General features: G+C 61.1%; 16 protein-coding genes. 7 read left to right on the top strand and 9 right to left on the bottom strand.

The window, feature by feature from the left end; genetic code table 11:
* Positions 1–36: 36 nt before the first annotated feature.
* Genes QMB98_RS06015 through pepN form a run of 3 tightly spaced genes read right to left on the bottom strand, consistent with a single transcriptional unit; the run spans position 37 to position 2,578 of the window.
* Positions 37–390, bottom strand: coding sequence for an IS3 family transposase (locus QMB98_RS06015; protein ID WP_371684776.1), 354 nt, complete (start codon positions 388–390; stop codon positions 37–39).
* Positions 387–701, bottom strand: coding sequence for a transposase (locus tag QMB98_RS06010; RefSeq protein ID WP_371684775.1), 315 nt, complete (start codon positions 699–701; stop codon positions 387–389). Before QMB98_RS06010 ends, QMB98_RS06015 begins: the two co-directional genes overlap by 4 nt.
* Positions 702–748: 47 nt before the next feature.
* Positions 749–2,578: an aminopeptidase N gene (pepN, locus tag QMB98_RS06005; RefSeq protein ID WP_371684777.1), complete on the bottom strand. Its 1,830-nt coding sequence runs from the start codon at positions 2,576–2,578 to the stop codon at positions 749–751.
* A gap of 344 nt (positions 2,579–2,922) precedes the next feature.
* Between pepN and ald the strand changes: the two genes are divergently transcribed.
* Entirely contained in the window at positions 2,923–4,062 is a 1,140-nt protein-coding gene (ald, locus tag QMB98_RS06000) for an alanine dehydrogenase (RefSeq protein WP_371684774.1), read from the top strand.
* Positions 4,063–4,265: 203 nt separating this feature from the next.
* Complete coding sequence (locus tag QMB98_RS05995) at positions 4,266–5,177, top strand: NAD(P)-dependent oxidoreductase (protein ID WP_371684773.1); 912 nt, start codon at positions 4,266–4,268, stop codon at positions 5,175–5,177.
* Between the two features lie 152 nt (positions 5,178–5,329).
* Here the strand turns inward: QMB98_RS05995 and QMB98_RS05990 are convergent, their stop codons facing one another.
* Positions 5,330–6,736, bottom strand: coding sequence for a mycothione reductase (locus QMB98_RS05990; RefSeq protein WP_371684772.1), 1,407 nt, complete (start codon positions 6,734–6,736; stop codon positions 5,330–5,332).
* Between the two features lie 279 nt (positions 6,737–7,015).
* Between QMB98_RS05990 and QMB98_RS05985 the strand changes: the two genes are divergently transcribed.
* Positions 7,016–7,549, top strand: a complete 534-nt coding sequence (locus tag QMB98_RS05985; protein WP_371684771.1) for a hypothetical protein — start codon at positions 7,016–7,018, stop codon at positions 7,547–7,549.
* A gap of 170 nt (positions 7,550–7,719) precedes the next feature.
* On the opposite strand, the gene QMB98_RS05980 is transcribed toward QMB98_RS05985, so the two are convergent.
* Genes QMB98_RS05980 through QMB98_RS05965 form a run of 4 tightly spaced genes read right to left on the bottom strand, consistent with a single transcriptional unit; the run spans position 7,720 to position 12,715 of the window.
* Positions 7,720–9,300, bottom strand: a complete 1,581-nt coding sequence (locus tag QMB98_RS05980; protein WP_371684770.1) for an ATP-binding cassette domain-containing protein — start codon at positions 9,298–9,300, stop codon at positions 7,720–7,722.
* A complete protein-coding gene (locus tag QMB98_RS05975; RefSeq protein ID WP_371684769.1) occupies positions 9,301–10,140 on the bottom strand; it encodes an ABC transporter permease in 840 nt (279 codons plus the stop codon).
* Entirely contained in the window at positions 10,137–11,072 is a 936-nt protein-coding gene (locus QMB98_RS05970) for an ABC transporter permease (RefSeq protein ID WP_371684768.1), read from the bottom strand. The genes QMB98_RS05975 and QMB98_RS05970 overlap by 4 nt, the downstream gene beginning before the upstream one ends.
* Positions 11,069–12,715, bottom strand: coding sequence for an ABC transporter substrate-binding protein (locus tag QMB98_RS05965; RefSeq protein WP_371684767.1), 1,647 nt, complete (start codon positions 12,713–12,715; stop codon positions 11,069–11,071). The genes QMB98_RS05970 and QMB98_RS05965 overlap by 4 nt, the downstream gene beginning before the upstream one ends.
* A gap of 131 nt (positions 12,716–12,846) precedes the next feature.
* Here QMB98_RS05965 and QMB98_RS05960 point away from each other — a divergent pair, with 131 nt between their 5' ends.
* The 3 genes from QMB98_RS05960 (at position 12,847) to QMB98_RS05950 (ending at position 14,789) form a co-directional block, all read left to right on the top strand.
* Complete coding sequence (locus QMB98_RS05960; protein ID WP_371684766.1) at positions 12,847–13,185, top strand: hypothetical protein; 339 nt, start codon at positions 12,847–12,849, stop codon at positions 13,183–13,185.
* A gap of 193 nt (positions 13,186–13,378) precedes the next feature.
* The gene (locus tag QMB98_RS05955; RefSeq protein WP_371684765.1) at positions 13,379–14,014 is read left to right on the top strand and encodes a hypothetical protein; all 636 of its coding nucleotides are present in this window, start codon (positions 13,379–13,381) and stop codon (positions 14,012–14,014) included.
* Positions 14,015–14,222: 208 nt separating this feature from the next.
* The gene (locus tag QMB98_RS05950) at positions 14,223–14,789 is read left to right on the top strand and encodes a thymidine kinase (RefSeq protein ID WP_371684764.1); all 567 of its coding nucleotides are present in this window, start codon (positions 14,223–14,225) and stop codon (positions 14,787–14,789) included.
* A 263-nt stretch (positions 14,790–15,052) separates the two neighbouring features.
* Here the strand turns inward: QMB98_RS05950 and QMB98_RS05945 are convergent, their stop codons facing one another.
* A complete protein-coding gene (locus tag QMB98_RS05945; protein WP_371684763.1) occupies positions 15,053–17,863 on the bottom strand; it encodes a cation-translocating P-type ATPase in 2,811 nt (936 codons plus the stop codon).
* 65 nt (positions 17,864–17,928) lie between these two features.
* On the opposite strand from QMB98_RS05945, the gene QMB98_RS05940 reads away from it, so the two are divergent.
* Positions 17,929–18,219 (top strand): MarR family winged helix-turn-helix transcriptional regulator, encoded by a 291-nt coding sequence (locus QMB98_RS05940; RefSeq protein ID WP_371684762.1) that lies wholly within the window; start codon positions 17,929–17,931, stop codon positions 18,217–18,219.
* Positions 18,220–18,249: the final 30 nt, after the last annotated feature.

Here is an 18,249-nt window from a genome sequence, read left to right as displayed (position 1 = left end):
TTTCATGCCACGACGCGCAAAACGCCCGCTACACACTCAATTATGAAGAGCCGGTTTGCGTGTCGTGACAGGAGGCTTGCCTTTGCTCTTGCCGCATACCCCGGCCAGGCGCATCAACCGGCCAGTTTGCTCCCGGCCGATACTGATTCCTGCACGGCGAAGTACATGCCACATCTTGCGTACACCGTAGACCCCGTAGTTTTCTTCATGAATCTGGCAGATCATCTCCACGAGGTCAGCATCGCGCAGTGCCCGGGCACTGGGGCCGCGGGATTTGGATTGGCGGTATCCCCGGGCAGTGATGAACCCGCCTTCGCGGTGCTGTTGTAACGTCTGGCAGATGAACTCAACCCCGAAATGATCACGGTATTCGTCGATGAATGAGATCATTTCTGACGTTTCGGGTCGAGTTCGGACGCGAAAAAAGCTGAGGCAGCTTTCAACAGTTCGTTGGTGTCACGAAGTTCTTGGTTCTCCCTGCGTAGCCGCGCATTCTCGGCGATCACGTCTTCCTCCGCACGGTGTACTCCACCGGCTTGACGAGCTTGTTGTACCCACTGGCGGGCTGTATGCCACGAAACCCCCAGCTTTGGGCCTACCCGTTTGCATGCTGCTTGGATGGATAGATTTTCTGCCAGGATACGGTCTTCTACGAGGCGGACCACACGGTCCTTCGCGTCCTGGTCAAACTTCTTCGGCATGGTCTAGATTTTCCCATCTACTCAGACGGAACAAAACCTGGGACAGTTCAGTCCCCCACGACCGTGGCGAGAGCCTCGGTGAGGAGTTCGTGTGCCTCGGGCAGGACTGCTCCCGCTCGTGCGAGGGCGGAGCGCCACAGGTAGATCCTGTCCTGCTCCTGGTCGACCACGGCGGCACGCCACGAGTCATCGCAGATCCCGAGCCAGATGGTGCGGGCCGTGTCCTTGTCGACCGTGTAGTGCTCAACGATGTACTCGCAGTTGCGGATCATCTGCCCGAGCTGGTTCGAGTCGGACTCGTTGTGAAAGCGGCTCACCGACTCCATGTACCTCGCGGGATCCAAGCGAGCATCACGCACCGCCTCCCACAGGCCGGTCCACAGGACGCTGCGCGCGAGCGGATCGGAAATGTGATGCGTGAGGACAGTTTCCAGGTGGTGATCATCGAGGGCCACGATCGCGTACGTGTGTGCCTCGTCGTTGGGGATGAAGATGTCACCCTCGAGGTCGAGTTCTGCTTTGTCCGTGATCTCCACCATCTGGCTCGATACTCGGACGAGCTCGTTGCCCTCACGCGAGTAGCCACCAACGTTGAGTCGGTGGGGGCGGTCGATGGGGGTGCCGCTTGGTTCGTTGCCCTCCTGGGTGAGCGTCGTGCCCTTCACCTGGAGCCGGGATACGCCCGTGGTCTTGAGCCATGCATCGGCCCACGACCGCAGGTCCCTGCCCGATGACTCCTCGAGTGCCACTAGCAGGTCACCCAGCGAGGCGTTACCGAACTCGTGACGCTTGAAGTAGGTCCGTGCGCCCTCGAAGAAAGCCTCCTCGCCAACGTAGGTGACGAGCTGACGGAGCGTCGCAGCGCCCTTTGCGTAGGTGATGCCGTCGAAGGCCTGGTCGGCTGCTTCGAGGTCGACGATGTCGGCGACGATCGGGTGCGTGGTGGGCCGGTTATCGTTGAGGAACGCCCACGCCGACCTGCGTGCCGTGAACGCGACCCACGCCTCCGCGTATTCGGTGGCCTGCGTGGAGGCCCAGGCACCCATGTATTCCGCGAAGGATTCCTTGAGCCACAGATCGTCCCACCACAGTGGGGTCACGAGGTCACCGAACCACATGTGGCTCATCTCGTGCAGGATCGTGTTCGCGCGGCCGGCCTTCTGTGCGCGGGTGGTTTGACCGCGGGGAATGTAGTGCTCAGTGAAGGTGACGAGACCTGGGTTCTCCATGGCACCCAAGTTGTACTCGGGAACAAACACCTGGTCGTACTTGCCCCACGGATAGGGGTAGTCGAAAGCCATCTCGAAGAGCTCGAGGCCCGAGAGCGAGATGTCAAAGATCTCGTCCGAATCCAGGTGTTCAGCAAGAGAGGTACGGCAGTAGACGGCGAACCGTGGATCCTCCGTGGAACGCACCTCGTGGTAGGGGCCGGCCACCACGGCCGTCAGGTAGGTGGACATGCGAGGGGTGGGGGCAAAGACGTGCCTTGTCCCCTCCTCGATCTCTACCGCTTCCGTCTCTGCGCTGTTGGAGAGGACCGTCCAGTTACTCGGTGCCGTGACCGTGAAGGAGAAGGATGCCTTGAGGTTCGGCTGTTCCATGTTCGGGAACACGCGGCGAGCATCGGATGGCTCGTACTGGGTGTAGAGATACACCCCACCATCCACCGGATCCACGAAGCGGTGGAGTCCCTCGCCCGAATGCGAGTAGAAGCCACGTGCGCTGACGGTGACCGTGTTGTGCTGGGCCAGTCCGCTGAGGTAGATGCGTGCGCCGTCCCATTCCACGGGCACGGACTGTCCGTTGATGACAACGGAACTGACCTCGACACCGATGAAGTCGAGGAATGTTTCCTCGCGCTCTCCGGTAAAGACGATCGTTGATTCGACTTCGAAGGTGTCATCCCTCGAACATCGAGTGCCACGTCGTAGGAATCGGTAGCGAATGTACTGCGGGCTCTTGCTTCGTCACGTGTTAAGTTCTCGCTCACCTGGACATGTTAGAACGATTTTGAACCCCGTGACTACAACGCATGGTGAGCGGATAACTGTCACAGCACTGTCACAACCTCATTAAGCACGAGTGTGCAGCACGTGCCCCGTTTGTCGGAAGCGTGTGTCCCGTTTGTCGGAAAGGTGGAATTCCAGGTCCAAAGCCCGGGCCGAGGTGACGGTGAGGCGGTAGTGTTATCGGACGGCGCGAAGCGCGGAGAATCGGAAACGTGAAAGGTCGGACGATGATTGTTGGCATCCCTGGAGAAATCAAGGACGATGAGGCGCGGGTTGGTTTGACGCCCGCGGGTGCGCGTGAGCTGGTCGACGCTGGTCACACGGTCCTGGTGGAATCGGGTGCCGGCGCGGGCGCCGGATGCTTCGACGAGGACTACGCCGCGGCAGGCGCCGCCATCATCGACACCGCCGAAGAGGTGTGGAACAGCTCCGATCTGGTCGTCAAGGTCAAGGAACCGATCGGAGTCGAGCTCGGCTACCTCCGTGAGGGTCTCACGGTCTTCACGTACTTCCATCTCGCTGCCGACGAAGAGCTCTCCCGGCGAGTCGTGGATTCCGGCGTCACCGCCATCGCCTACGAGACCGTTCAGCTGCCGAACGGGTCCCTCCCCCTTCTCATGCCGATGTCGGAGATCGCCGGCAGGCTTGCTCCCCAGGAGGCCGCGCACTTCCTCATGAGGCCCTTTGGTGGCCCCGGTAAGCTCATGGGTGGCGTGCCCGGGGTGCCCCCGGTCCGCGCTCTCATTCTCGGTGCCGGCACCGTTGGTTCCCACGCCGCCAAGGTCGCCGACGGCCTTGGCGCGGATGTTACGATCATGGACATCAACACGCAGAAGCTGCGCTCCCTCGATCGGGAGTACGGCACCCGCATCCGCACCTTCACGTCCTCCCCCGCCCACATTGCCGAAGAACTCGAGCAGGCCGATGTCGTCATCGGAACCGCCCTCATCCCCGGTGCTCGCACCCCTCAACTTGTGACGAAGGACCTGTTCGGCCACCTCAAGGACAACGTCCTCCTCGTTGATGTGGCGATCGATCAGGGCGGCTGCTTCGAAGGCTCCCGCCCCACCTCGCACCACGACCCGATCTACACGGTCGAGAACCGCAACTACTACTGCGTGGGCAACATGCCCGGTGCAGTCCCGGTCACGGCAACGGCAGCCCTCACGGACCAGACACTCCCCTACCTCAGGGACCTCGTGAACGGTCCCTTTGCGGCCATGAAGGAACGCCAGGATCTCGCACTCGGACTGCAGGCTGCCAAGGGCAAACTCGTTGAACCAGGTGTCGCCGACGCATTCGACCTGCCCCTCACCGACCTCGACGAACTGCTCGCCACCCTGAGCGACTAAGAGGCACGCAGAGGCACACGAACGGGCAATAAAAGGCACGAATAGCAGACGAGTTCGGCGGTGTCACGGTTCCCTTGACTGGGTTCGGTGGCACCGCCGCTCACATGAGCAGTTCTCCGCGTTGTGTCTCAGGCAGTGAACAAATGGCGAATGTTTGGCCCGATCAAGTGGTCTAACGGAGGTTAGCGGGGTAGCTTTGAAGAGTGAGTAACGTAACCGTAGCTATTTCCCCGGACTGGACCATCGATCTCGACATCCCTGGCATCACAGTCGTCGAGTGGGATTTCAAGTCTCCCGCCCCAGCTGACAAGATCGACATCGCTGTCGCTCCCCACATCACCACCTCCGACCTGGTCGAACGTGTTGCGAACACTGGAACAAAGCTGCTCCAGCTCGGCTCGATCGGCTACGACCCGATCCCGCGTAATCTGCCCGCGGGCCTGTCAGTCGCGAACGCTGCCTCCGTGCACGAGACCGCGACCGCGGAACACACCCTGTCCATGCTCCTGTACTCAACCCGCGAATTTGATCGGGTTCAGCGCGCTCAGGAAGCGCAGTCCTGGGATCAGTTCGACACCAAGGGACTCGCTGACTCCACCGTTGTCCTCATCGGCATCGGCGGCGTCGGTAGCGCCATCGCGCAGCGCCTCGCCCCGTTCGAAACCAACGTCATCCGTGTCGCTTCGCACCGCCGCGAGGACATGTACGGCCAGGTGTACTCGATCGCGGATCTTCCCGAGTTGCTCCCCCAGGCCGACTCCGTCATCGTTGTCGTTCCGCTCAACAAGAAGACCGAGGGACTCGTGAACGACGAGTTTTTGTCCCTCATGAAGGACAACGCCACACTCGTCAACGTTGCTCGCGGCAAGGTAGCCGACACCGATGCCCTGCTCAAGCACTCCGATAGGCTCCGCATCCTCGTCGACGTGACCGATCCCGAGCCCCTTCCCGATGGTCACCCGCTGTGGGAAAAGGCTACCCTCGTCACCTCCCACCTGGGTGGTAACACGGATGCCATGATCCCCCGCATGAACAGGCTTGTGCGCCGCCAGGTCGGCAACCTCATCTCCGGTGAACCCTTCGTCAACGTCGTTCTCGGCGGAGACCGCGCATAGCAGCCCTGTCTACGACGTAGGTTCGACAAGGCAAGAGGCCCGGAGCTCAGCTCCGGGCCTCTTGCCTGTTCATCATGTTGGTTTTGCAGGTCCACTTTCGATCACACGGGAGAAGCAGTCCCCCTGTCAACCAGCTGGGTGGAACAGACTCCTTAGCCGGTGATCTGCAGGAGCGCGTTCTCGACGAGTTCCGGCATGCCGGGGTGGATCCAGTACTGGGTGGCGGCGATGTCGTCCGCGGTCTGGCCGGTCGACATGGCCTGGATGAGAATCTGGATGAGGGTGGGTGCCTGCGGGCCGATAATGTGGGCACCGAGGATCTTCGTTGTGCCCTTCTCGGCGATGATCTTGGCGTAGCCGGTCGTGTCCTCCATCGCCCATCCGTAAGCGATGTCGGCGTATTCTTGGCGGCCGATGACGACGTCGTAGCCCGCCTCGCGCGCCTCTTCCTCGGTCAAGCCAACGGTGGCGATCTGGGGGTGACCGAAGACAGCGGACGGAACGAACCGGTGATCCGTTGCGATCATCTGGTCAGGGTGGAGCAGGTTGTGGCGGACGGTCTTGAGTTCCTTGTTGGCCACGTGCTTGAGCTGGTACTGGGACGAGACATCTCCGAGAGCCCACACCCCATCGAGGACTGCGCCGGACGGATCGAGCACGCGCTGGTACTCATCGACAGAGACCCTGCCGTCCTCGCGGGTGCCGATCCCGGCCTGGGTGACTCCGAGCTGGTCAGCGTTGGAGACGCGGCCAACCGCGACGAGTATGTCGTCGGCAACGATGGTCTTCTCCGCGCCGCCCTGGGTTCCTTCGAGGGTAACTGCGCCGGTTTCGTCCCGTGTCACCTTTGTGGCGGCCAGCCCCAGCTCAACCGTGTAGTGCTCGCTTGCAAGCCTCGTGTAGGTCTCGCCGATCTCCCTGTCGTGGTGGCGGAGCATGCGCTCGGAGCGAGCAACGAGGGCGACCTCGGTGCCGAGGGAGGAGAAGATGTGTGCCATCTCGGCGGCGATGTAGCCGGAGCCGAGGATGATGAGGGATGCGGGTAGCTCTTCGAGCCTCATGATCGAATCCGAGGTCTGTGGGCGGGCCTCAGCCAGCCCCTCAACGTCGGGGATGATGGGGCGGGAGCCGGCAGCGATAACTACGCGGTCCGCGGTGATCTCTTCTTCTCCGTTGCCGGTCTCGACGACGAGAGTCTTCGGACCGGTGAACCGACCAACACCGCGGTACACGGTGAGGTTCTCGTTGTCGGGGTGGCTGGTGCGGTACTCCTCGCCGCCCTGCGCGATCGGATCGATGCGACCGAAGATGCGGTCGCGGATCGCGGGCCAATCCACGCCGTTCAGAGTCTCGTCAACCCCGTACCTGGCTGCTGTTGCTGGCGTGCCAGCGACCTCCGCCGTGTAGGTGAACATCTTGGTCGGGATGCAACCAACGTTAAGACACGTACCTCCAAACACGCCCTTCTCGACGAGAGCAATGGTTTGGTCGGCGAATTCTGGACCCGGGAGGCTGTTTCCAGAGCCAGTCCCGATCAGAAGAAGATCGTAATGAGTCATACGCTCACTGTAATAGGCGGTTCTGGCATGAGCCTAGGAGTCATGCCAGCGACGAACAAGACCGCCCGTTAACGCCCGCTCATGGTCCTCCCATGTGCTCAGTAGGCGACGTCTCACTTTGTCACAATCAGACCTCCTAGATGCTCGCGAGCGAGCATTCAAACGCAAGTGCTGCGTGGTCCCCATGCCAGCAGGGGCGGCCTGCGCCATGACCAGGTAGGGTTCAGGACCATCGGGGATTTGTGGGATGGCGGACGAGGTTTGCGGAGGTGGACGGTCATGAAAGAGACGAATCAGGTGACGATGACTCAACTGAACAAACGCAGTGGGACGCTGAAAGCCCTGCCCTTGATACTCGCCTTGGGTGTTGCGGGTGGCTGTTCCTTTGCGAGCAGCGGTCCCGCCGTGATCAGCAACGTGATCATGCACGTTAGCGAGGCACGGAGCCCCGAGCTGACAGATATCGTCCTCCCCTCTCCCGTGCTCTTTGCGAGTACCGACGAGTGGGAAGGCTGGTATGGGTCACTCTCCGATGAGCAGAGGAATTCCCTCGGCGTCTTCGAGTTCCCGTCCTTCGACGGCAGCGTTGCCGTTATGGGAATGTACGGGAGCTGCATGGAGCAGTCACGGATCCTGCACTACGGGGGTGGCGACATCGAGTTCAACGTGTACGTTCCCGAAGCGGACATAAATACTGCCTGTTACTGGTCACCGCAAGTTCTCGAGGTACACGAAGTCGACCTTGAGGCCCTCGGCGTGGACGGCCCAGAGAATGTGACGCTACGAAGCGAGTACGGACAGGGAGAGCCCTAGAAGGCTCGGAACAGAAGGGTTACTGCCAGCTCCAAGAGATACCCCGATATCGAGAAGCCGCTCGTTATCGAAGAAATGGTGTACTTTCTCGAAGAAGCCTCTCGTTCTCGGGGAGAGCACGTCGTCTTTACGACAGGGCTGAACTCTCTCTGGAGAAGGATTCTTGCCTGCTAGAACGCGTCGTGACTACTCGCGCTGGGCGGAAGCGAACCAACCAGGGTCTGTGTGGCCGTGTGTTGGGGATGGTCGAGTACCTGATCCCGGCCCCCGATCTCCACGATCTTGCCGCCGGACATGACAGCGATCCGGTCAGAGACCTGACCGATGACTCCGAGGTCGTGAGAGATGAAGAACTGGGTGAGTCCGCGGTCTGCTTGAAGCCTCTGCAGCAGGCTGAGGATCTCGGCCTGGACCGTCACATCGAGGGATGAGACCGGCTCGTCCGACACGAGAATCTCGGGATCCGTCGCGAGCGCGCGAGCAATGGCAATGCGTTGCCTCATGCCGCCCGACAGGTGGAGGGGGCGGGCAGTCACGGTCGCGGGTGGCAGGCCAACATCCGAGAGGAGCGACTCGACCGTGTCGCGGATCTCCTTGGGTGCTCTCCGATAGGTCGGGTACTTTCCGAAGGAGGCAGCATCAGCCAGGATCGAACCGACTCTCATGCGGGGATCGAAGGAGGACAGTGCGTCTTGGTAGATGATTGAGATCTTCCTCCGGCGTTCCCTGCGTTCCGTTTCCGGGAGTTCCGACCACGGTTGACCTAGGAGGGTAACCATTCCCGTGGTTGGGGTGTCGAGGCCGAGAAGAAGCCTGGCAAGAGTGGTCTTGCCCGAACCAGAGGAGCCCACGAGACCCAGGGTCTCGCCCCGCTGCAGATCGAGGGACACATGGTCGACTGCGGTGCGGTCGGGAATGTTCCCGGTACCCGGGAAGATGCGGACAAGGTCCATTCCCTGGAGAACGGGGGTGGCGGGCTTGCGCGGCGGGTTGGGTGACCGGGTCGGTACCGAGGCAATGAGCTCACGGGTCTTCTCGTGCCTCGGGTTGGAAAGCACCTGCTCGGTGGGTCCGTGTTCGACGATCTCGCCGCCGACCATGACGGCAACCTCATCGGCGATGGAATCGACGACGGACAGGTCGTGGGTGATGAGAAGAAGTGCCTTCCCCTGCTCCTTGAGGGAACGCAGGAGGTCAACGATGTGGGTTTGGACGGTGCGGTCCAGAGCCGTTGTTGGCTCATCCGCGATGAGAATGGGTGGGTCGGCGGCGATGGCGGCGGCGATGAGGGCGCGCTGGCGCTGACCACCCGAGAGCTGTTCCGAGCGCTGGAGGGCACGCGATTCCGGGTCGTCCAGGCCGACGCTGCGCAGGAGCTCCACGACCCTCCCGGGAATGTCCCCGCGTGGGATGTTCGCGTGAAGGCGGAGAGTGTCCCCGATCTCGCGACCAATGGGGCGAAGCGGATCGAGGGAGACGAGCGCGTCCTGGAGGACGAGCCCGATCTTGGAGCCCCTAATCTTCGCCCACTGACGGCCCCTCAGCTTGGAGAGCTCCTCACCATCGAGTTGGAGGCTACCGGTTACCTTGGCGTTCTGCCCGGCGATCCCCATGAGGCTACGGGCGGTCACGGACTTACCGGAGCCGGACTCCCCCACGAGGGCGAGGCAGAGGCCTGGCTTTAGATCGAAGGAGACGTTCTTGACGATGGGGCGGTCGAAACCGACGTTGAGGTCCCGTACTCGATACATTTAGGCGCTCCTCGACGCGCTGGAGATCGCGCGGGACAGGACGGTCGTTGAGACCGCGGTCAGGATGATGGCGAGACCAGGGAAGAACGTCATCCACCACGCGCTGGACGTCAAGTACGTGCGGCCCGCGTTCATCATTGCGCCCCACTCGGGCGAGGGTGGGACCGTGCCGAGACCGAGGTAGGACAGGGATGCCGCCCACACGATGCCCTGGCCGATGCCAAGGGTGGCGATGACGAACAGGGGAACCACAAGGTTCGGGAGGATCCTGCGATTCAGGATCTGCGTTCTACTGCGACCAAGCGCCCGATCTGCCTCCACGTAGCCGGACTGGACGATCTTCACGGTCTGGGTTCGGATCATTCTCGCGTACCCGGGTGCGGAGGCGAGACCGACCGCGATCGTCGACGTGACGACACCGGGGCCGATCGCGGTGATGAGGAGGAGGGCAAGGACGATGCCGGGAAGGGCAAACAGCACCTCCATGAACCGCGTCAACGTGAAGTCCATCCACCGCGGCCCGAGCGCGGACCCGATGCCGAGCAGGGCACCGAGAGCAAGACCGACGGCGGTGGCCGCGACGCCGATGACGAGAGAGTCCTTGGTGCCGTGGATGACGCGGCGGAAGATATCGCGTCCCGATTCGTCGGTGCCAAACCAGTGGTCCGCGGAGGGCGGGCGGAAGCCAGCACCGGGATCCACAGCAAGCGGATTGCCGGGTGCGATGAGACCGGGAAGGAAGGTGGCGAGGAGCAGGAACAGGAGGAACGCGGCGGCGAGCCAGCCGCCCCATCCCAACGTCAGCTTCCCCTTCGGTTTCGTCAGCACGGGAAGGCTCATGCGAACACCTTCTTCCGCGCACGAGGATCGATAGCGACCTCGACGGCGTCCACGATGATCGTGACGACGCAATAGACGAAGGCAATGACCATGAGGATCCCGATCACGAGAGGCATGTCCCGCACCGCCACGGCGTTCAGCAGGGTTCTGCCAATCCCCTGGCGGGCAAACACCTCTTCAACGATGACGGCACCGGACATGAGGGAGCCAAACGCCCATCCGCTCAGCGACACGGCAGGAAGCACCGCGTGGCGGAGCAGGTGCCTGCCGTAGAGGCCGAGGGTCCTCTCTCCCCTGGCCCGTGCCGAGATGATGAACGGGGATTCCATGGCATCGAGGAGGGATTCCCTCATGATCTGTCCGAGGAAACCTGCCGTTGGCAGGGCGAGGGTGAGGGCGGGAAGGATGATGGATTTGCCTTCGCTCGTGCTGATGGGAGGGAGCACTCCCAGCCACGTCGAGAACACGACGATGAGGACGATGGCGAGAGCAAAGTGCGGCAAAGCAGCGGAGACGACTTCGATCACGGAGATGACACGCCACGGGAGCCTGCCGAAGACAGAGATCACGGAGGTCAGCAGCGCAAGGACCCAGGCGAGAGCGAGGGACACGATCGACAGCACCAGGGTCGAGGGCAACTGTTCCGCGATGACGTCGATGACGGGCTGGTCGAGTGAATAACTGACGCCCCAGTTGAGGGTGAAGATCGAGCGTAGCTGAATCAGATACTGGATGATGGCGGGCTTGTCGAGGCCGTGGGTCTCGATGGCAAGCGCCACCGCTTCCTCGCTCGCGTTCGATCCCGGGCCGAGGATCGCATCGACCTCGTCACCCGGGATCGCCTTGAGAGCAAGGAAAACAATGGTAGCTACGGCCCAGAGGACAAAGAGCATGCCTCCGAGCCGTAGCAGAATAGCTTTCGCTAGGTTCACTCGGTAACCCAGGCGTCACCAAACCACGGCGTCGACAGGTTGGTCTCGAGGCGGAGTCCCTGAACGTTGTCGTTGTAGAGGACGCGGGTCTGCCAGTCGTACAGGGGCATGACGTACGCGCCATCAATGATCATCTGCTGCGCCTGTGCGTACAGGTCGGCGCGCTCCTCCTCATCGGGAGTCTGGTTCGCGCGGGTCAGCAGATCATCCAGTTCCGGATCGGACACGTTGATGTTGTTGGCGTGGTAGCCGGACGGTGCCGGGTCAATACCGTCGGAGTGGAAGATGATGCGCATGACGTCCGGGCTGGACTTGCCGTACGGGGCGGTAATGGCATCGAAGTCCCACACACCCGCCGCCGCATACCAGGAAGCCAAATCCATGGGTTCGATCGTGACATCGAAACCGACCTCGCGGGCCTGCGCCTGAATCTGTTCGATGAGGGACTGCTCGGCAGGAATCGACTGGTGGGTCGAGACAGGGATGCGGACGGTGAGGCGCTCGCCATCCTTGACGCGGATGCCATCGTCGCCGGTTACCCAGCCGGCCTCGTCGAGCAGCTCGTTGGCGAGGTCCTGATCGTAGGTGAACGCATTGTCGTGGGTGGTGCCGTGCGGGGTCGAGGACGCAAGGAGGCTCGTTGAGCGCTCCACGGTTCCGAAGAACAGGGTGTCGACACCCGTGTTGACGTCGGAGGCGTGCATGAAGGCCTCACGAACGAGCGGATCGGAGAAGGTGTTGCCGCCGGTGTTGAGCTCGAGGCGGGTCGAGGCGCCGGACCGGACGCCGAGAAGGGCGTTGATCGGGCCGTCGGACTGCTGTGCCTGCGAGATCGTGTCGGGCTGGGCGGAGTCGATGACGTCGACCTCGCCGGCCTGAAGTGCCGCGTAGCGGGAAGTTGCGTCCGGCATGAACCTGATCTCGAGAGTCTCAAGGTAGGCGGGTCCCTCGTGCGTGGCTGTCGCGGGAGCGCTCGTGTAGTTCTCGTTGCGCGAGTACACGATCGAGTGCTGCCTGTTCCACTCCTCAATGACGAAGGGGCCGGTACCGACCGGAGATTCGCAGTTCTCCTCCATCGACCTCTCAAGAGCAGCCGGGGATTCCATGGCCAACCAGGTCTGGGCGAAGGACTCCTGGAGGGCGGCGTCCGGCTCACTCATGTGCATGACTGCCGTGTGCTCGTCGACAACCTCGACCTCGTCAACGTGCTCAAGTGCAAGGTAACCGGTCGATGATTCGGTGGCGGGGTCCTGGAGGTGCTCAACGTTGACCTTGACGGCCTCCGCGTTGAACGGGGTGCCGTCCGTGAACTCGACTCCCTCACGGAGCGTGAAGGTCCACGTCATTCCGTCCTCCGACATCTCGCCGGACTCGGCGAGCCACGGCTCGATCTCACCGTCCTGGGTCATGGTGAACAAAGACTCCATGACGTTAATGCCGGCGATCTGCTGCGGCATGTTACCGCCCACGTGCGGATCGAGACAGGTGGGTTCGGCATCACCGGTCGCAAACGTTAAGGTGCCGCCCGCTACTGGTTCGCCCCCTTCCGCACTCTCACCATCATCGGTGGAGGAACAGGCTGAAACCACGAGGCCGGTGGCCACGAGGACAGCGAGAGCGGACGAACGACGTAATGAAAACATTCAATCACCTTCGAGTACCGTTACGGCATGAGAGCCGAGTCTGATCAATCAAATTGTAGTCAGACTTTTCCCAGTAATATTTCACCCGTCGCGAATGTAAGATTTCGGTGAAGCAGGTCACCTCTTGGGCGATGTGGATACCACTAGGCCGCGCCGAGGAACTCGAGATCGATCAGTCCACGGCCAACCGACAGGTCAACTCTGCAGTCGATCGGGGGTACCTCAGCAAGGAACGCCCGGACCGAGGAAAGTGCTATCTTTTCAACGCGACTCAGCACGGTCGCTGTAACTACGAGCGGAGCGTGGAGTACACGATGGACGTGTACGGTGCAGCCCTCGAGGCCCTTGGTGACCAAAGAGAAGCATTCGAACAGAACCTCAACACATTCGTCAGTGCCTTCGCGCGCAGGCTGGGTGCGAATGATGTAGAAGAAGGCGGCAAGCACTCCCACATCCCCGCCCGTTGGTGACAGCTAGGCCAGCGATTCCAGCGATTGGGACGCAAGTGCGAGCGCGGGCGCGTTTCTCGTCCCTATCTACACGATCCAGTTGGCGCTACTGCACGACAGACTGTTCACTAGTCTCGGTCGGCTGGGGAATTCACCCCAATGGTTCGGGTCACGGCAACTCAACACTCAGGCAAAGCTGTACTAGTCTTGCCGCGTGCAACCATTAAACATTCGAATCGCCCTCTGGCTGTCCGTCGGCATTGCCGTCGTGGGCATCCTCCTTCTTGTCTTAGGATTTATCGGCGATCAGACGATCAACTTCTTCTCCGGCCCGGTTCTTGCCATTCTCGGAATCTGCATGATCGTCGTGCCGACAGTGAAGATCTCCCGCGATGAACTGAAGCTCCTCACCCCGATCGGGCTGACGACCGCCCGCTACCCAGTGCGGTTCCCCGGTGACCTTGCACTCCTCGATGGCAAGCTGTGGCACGTCCCCACGAACAACAAGATCATCAGCCTCAAGTTCGGCTACCGCAAGGGCGACGTCAATCAACTTGTCGCCCAGATCTATGGTTCCCAGGGCAGCTACCAGCAGGGAAATCAACAGCTGGGTTATGCCCAACAGCAGGGTTACGCCCAGCAGGCACCTCAGCCTCCCTTCCAGCCACGGGCCAATCAGCAGTGGCACGCCACACCCACTCAGCAGCCTGGTCAGCTAGCCGACCAGGGACATGGTGGATACCAGCAGGGATACGAGCAGGGAAACCCGGGTTACGAGACCCGGAACAACGAGGGCACAGACGCACGCTTCGCTCCCCCATCGCAGTCTCACAATCCCCATCAGTTTTGAAAGCGTGGATGCTTGATGGATTGTCGGATGCTCGCCTGTGAACTCAGGCGAGCATCTTTTTTGCCTTCAAATGCTTGTAATCGTCGGTTTTTAAAGAAAAGAGAGCTTCCCGCTTTACAGACAAGAAGGGTTCCAGCAGAGCATCGTGATCACTGGAGACGCGTAGCTCGGCTCTGCTTTTGTCACGACTGGCGAGTAGCGTGAAGCCATGGATGAATCCTTCCTACATGTCATTACCGGACCCATGTTTGCGGGCAAGACAGTTCGGCTCCTCTCGGAAATCACGTCCTTGAGCAGCCAGGGCAAGTCGGTGAGGGTCTTGACCCATGCAATCGATACAAGACGGGGAATAGGAGACATCTCGACCCATGACGGGCTGATACTTCCCGCTCATCCGGTTTCCTCGGCCGCGTCAATTCTCGACCACGTTGATGGGGTTTCCCCCGTTGCGATAGATGAGGCCCAATTCTTCGGAGAGGATCTCATCCCAGTTGTCGAGGAGTTGCTGAACCGCAATCTGCGCGTGCTCGTCTCGGGGCTGTGCGTGACGTTCGATGGTAGGCCCTTCACTCCCCTGCCGGAACTCATGGTAGTGGCGAACAAGGTCAGCAAGCTGGTAGCCACGTGCTGGTGCGGGGCTCCTGCTCCCTACCACCAGTCGGTCAGGTCTCTGGGTGACGCGCTGACGATTGATAAGGAGCAGGTGGGCGGCTCCGAGTCGTACGAGGCGCGTTGCCGGCTTCACTTCACGGGTGCCATCGCGTATGGGATGTAGCCATGGCGATAAGTGGTGGGGCCACCGGTCTCACCACTTATCGCCCATCCCCGCAGCTGAGGCGAGAGCGGGCTCGGTGATGGAACCATTGCTGACTGCTCGGTGCACTCCCGGCAGCTAGCTGCAGAAAAGGGCCCGGTTGCGGTGAAAGTGGCTGACCAGCATCCGGGCCCTCTCGTCAGTACTGTCGGCCGGTAGTCTTCTGCACGACCAACGCCTTCACGCCATCCGTGCTTGCCTCCACGCCATCCGTACTTAGCGGATCACGCCTCCACGCGCGCACGAGCAGACGATCGCCTGATCGCCTTGGCGATCTCTTCGAACACGAGCACCGCCGCGCCAGCTCCGATTGCGACAAGCCAATGCTGCCAGCCAAGGCTCACGGTACCGAATGCGCCCTGGAGGAAAGGAAGCTCAACAACTGCCACCTGCATAACGGCCGCGAAGGCAAGTGCGGCCCACAGCCAACCATTGGTGAACAGATGGTCCGTGACGCTCGCGAGGTCAGCCCGTGAGTTGAGAGCATTGAAGAGCTGCATAAAAACGAGGGCCGTGAATACTGTCGTGCGCGCAGTATCGAACTGGGACTCCACGGGCGCGAGGTGCTCGAGACCACCCACGAACCCGCCCGGGAGCAGGAGATCATAGACAAGCAGCGAGAGGATGCCCATGACTAGGCCGATCGACAAGATTCTCTGCCACATTGCTCTGTCGATGATGTGATCGTCCTTGGTGCGCGGCTTGCGAGCCATCACATCGCCGATCTCAGGGTCCACGCCCATTGCCAACGCAGGCGCAGAGTCGGTGACGAGGTTGATCCAGAGGATCTGTGTGGCAAGAAGGGGCACGACGGCAGCCGCCGGGTTTGCCGGGTCGGAGATCCCAATGAACGCTCCCAACACGACCGCGAGGAACACCGTGGAAACCTCGCCCATGTTCGAAGTGAGGAGGTACCTCATGAACTTGCGAATGTTGTCAACGATTACCCTGCCCTGTCGGACTGCCACGATAATAGTGGAGTAGTTGTCATCCCCCAGAATCATCTTGCCGGCTTCCTTGGTAACCTCCGTTCCGGTAATCCCCATGGCGACACCGATGTCCGCGGATTTCAAGGCGGGTGCGTCGTTCACACCATCGCCTGTCATTGCCACAATTCGATCGTCAGCTTGTAGGGCGTCAACGATCCGGAGCTTATGCTCCGGTGCCACGCGCGCATAGACCGAGGTCGTTCGTGCGCGTTCACGCAGCTCCTCATCGTCGAGAACTTCGATCTCCGCGCCCGTCACAACATTGGGCTCACCGTCGGCAATGCCCAGGTCTCTGGCGATTCGGGCGGCGGTCACGGGGTGGTCGCCGGTGATCATGACTGTGCGAATCTCTGCGCTGTGAGCATCAGCGATCGCCTCGGCAGCCTCGGTTCGGGGAGGATCGATGATCGCAACGACTCCGACGAACACGAGCTCACGCTCCGATTCCTCGGTAAACTCTTCTGAGTCGTGAGCGTCTCGCCAGGCAACTCCGAGCGTCCTGTATCCCTGGCGGGACAGATCGATGACAACATCGGACAGCTCCTGCCGACGAGTCTCTGTCAACGGGCGCGTCTGATCGCCCACCTGTTCGGCTGTGCACGAATTGAGGAGGACGTCTGGGGCACCCTTGGAGAAGACCCGGAGAAGGTTTTCTTCTGGCTGGCGGGCTAGCACCGACATCTTCTTACGTTCGGAGCTAAAGGGGACTTCGCCTTCGCGTTCGTAGGAACGCACGCGCTCGCTCACGCCTTCGAGCTTGCGCTCCGCAACAAGGAAGGCGGCTTCCGTCGGGTCACCCTGAATCTCCCAAACGCCATCAACTTCCGCAAGCTGCGCGTTGTTGGCAAGGGAACCACCTGCGAGTGTACGGAAAGCCTCGATTGACGCATCGTCACCGCCTTCAATGGTTGCCTCCCCGACCGGTTCGTACCCCGTACCTTCCAGGACCACGCGGCCTGAGGCGGTGACGACCTCGCGGAGAGTCATCTCGTTCTTCGTCAGTGTCCCGGTCTTGTCCGAACAGATGACCGAGACTGAACCGAGGGTTTCGACCGAATGAAGATCCTTCATCACCGCGTTGCGCTTTGCCATCTTCTGGACGCCGATCGCAAGCACAACGGACAGGATGGCGGGTAGCCCCTCGGGAACCGCGGCCACGGCAAGCGATACGCCGAGAAGCAGAATCTCGACTGCTTCCGACAGGTTGGAGACACCGTTGACAATGGCAAGCACCGCCATGACCACCACTGCGATGGCGATGACAAGAATTCCGAGCGTCTTCGAGATCTTTTCGATCTCAACCTGTAGCGGCGTGGGCTCGGACTCGGTCTCGTCCAACAGTGTCGCGATTCGACCCGTCTCGGTGTTCATTCCTGTGGCGGTAATGATGGCACGGCCGACTCCCCCGGTCACGGCGGTGCCCTTGAACACCATGTTGTGCGAGTCGCCGACACCCGCTGGCTCGTTGAGAGTTTCGAGATTCTTCTCGGCGGACTCGGACTCACCCGTGAGCGAAGCTTCCTGAATTCGAAGGGACGCTGACGTGAAGAGACGTCCGTCAGCACCGACAGCATCCCCCTCGGCTAGGGACACAATGTCTCCCGGCACGATCTGGGAGGCTTGGATTTCCTCCAGCTTTCCATCTCGCAATACCGTGGACCGCGTTGCCGTCATATCTGCGAGGGCTGCGACAGCATCCGCCGCCTTATTCTCCTGAACAAAGCCAATAATCGCGTTGGCGATGACAATGACGGCGATGACAACCGCGTCAACCGGTAGGCCGCTCGCTCCCTCAGCGATCCAGGCAAACAGGGAGATGACAATCGCAGCCAGGAGCAGGTAGATGAGCGGATCCTTGAACTGCTTGAGGAAGCGCTTCCAGGCTGGCTCACGAGGAGTGGAGACGAGCTCGTTCGTCCCATACTTCTCGAGCCTCGCGGAAACCTCCTGGGACGAGAGACCAACGTCGGTGTCAACCTCCATAATTTCCGCCACCTGCGCGGCATCCAAAGTCGTGGTCTCGCTACGGGCAATAGTCGCTGTCATCGACAAACCTTCATGATCGGTTACAATAGTTTGATTATACCAACTACATTGATGGGGAGTATATAGTGTCTGTTCAGCCGGAGGAGAACGACCTTGATGGAACAGATGAACGGGTGCAGTCCGCTTTCATGTCTCTCCTGCGGCTCGCCAGCAGGCCAAGTACCCGCGCGGCCTTCCTCGGTACCAGCGAACTATCGATGACCGACGCGTGGCTGTTGCGCTATATTGCGGAGACTGGGCCGACTCGTCTTTCTGACCTTGCCAAGTGGCAAGATGTCGACAGATCCACCATGACAACCCAAGTCCGCAGGCTAGAAAAGGCGGAGCTAGTTGTACTGACCGGACAGGTTGGTTGAGGCAGTGCGATGACACGCGCTGACTTGTGA

The sequence above is a fragment of the Flaviflexus sp. genome, assembly GCF_041440645.1.
Taxonomy (GTDB): Bacteria; Actinomycetota; Actinomycetes; order Actinomycetales; family Actinomycetaceae; genus Flaviflexus.
Note: the sequence above shows the minus strand (reverse complement) of the source record. Positions and strands in the feature narration are given on the sequence as shown.

Excerpts from the sequence above, each read along its gene's own strand:
- QMB98_RS06015 (WP_371684776.1), bottom strand. The coding sequence starts at position 390 with ATGATCTCATTCATCGACGAATACCGTGATCATTTCGGGGTTGAGTTC.
- QMB98_RS05945 (WP_371684763.1), bottom strand. The coding sequence starts at position 17,863 with ATGACAGCGACTATTGCCCGTAGCGAGACCACGACTTTGGATGCCGCG.
- QMB98_RS06010 (WP_371684775.1), bottom strand. The coding sequence starts at position 701 with ATGCCGAAGAAGTTTGACCAGGACGCGAAGGACCGTGTGGTCCGCCTC.
- QMB98_RS05965 (WP_371684767.1), bottom strand. The coding sequence starts at position 12,715 with ATGTTTTCATTACGTCGTTCGTCCGCTCTCGCTGTCCTCGTGGCCACC.
- QMB98_RS05990 (WP_371684772.1), bottom strand. The coding sequence starts at position 6,736 with ATGACTCATTACGATCTTCTTCTGATCGGGACTGGCTCTGGAAACAGC.
- QMB98_RS05950 (WP_371684764.1), top strand. The coding sequence starts at position 14,223 with ATGGATGAATCCTTCCTACATGTCATTACCGGACCCATGTTTGCGGGC.
- QMB98_RS05975 (WP_371684769.1), bottom strand. The coding sequence starts at position 10,140 with ATGAGCCTTCCCGTGCTGACGAAACCGAAGGGGAAGCTGACGTTGGGA.
- QMB98_RS05960 (WP_371684766.1), top strand. The coding sequence starts at position 12,847 with ATGTGGATACCACTAGGCCGCGCCGAGGAACTCGAGATCGATCAGTCC.
- QMB98_RS05980 (WP_371684770.1), bottom strand. The coding sequence starts at position 9,300 with ATGTATCGAGTACGGGACCTCAACGTCGGTTTCGACCGCCCCATCGTC.
- QMB98_RS05985 (WP_371684771.1), top strand. The coding sequence starts at position 7,016 with ATGAAAGAGACGAATCAGGTGACGATGACTCAACTGAACAAACGCAGT.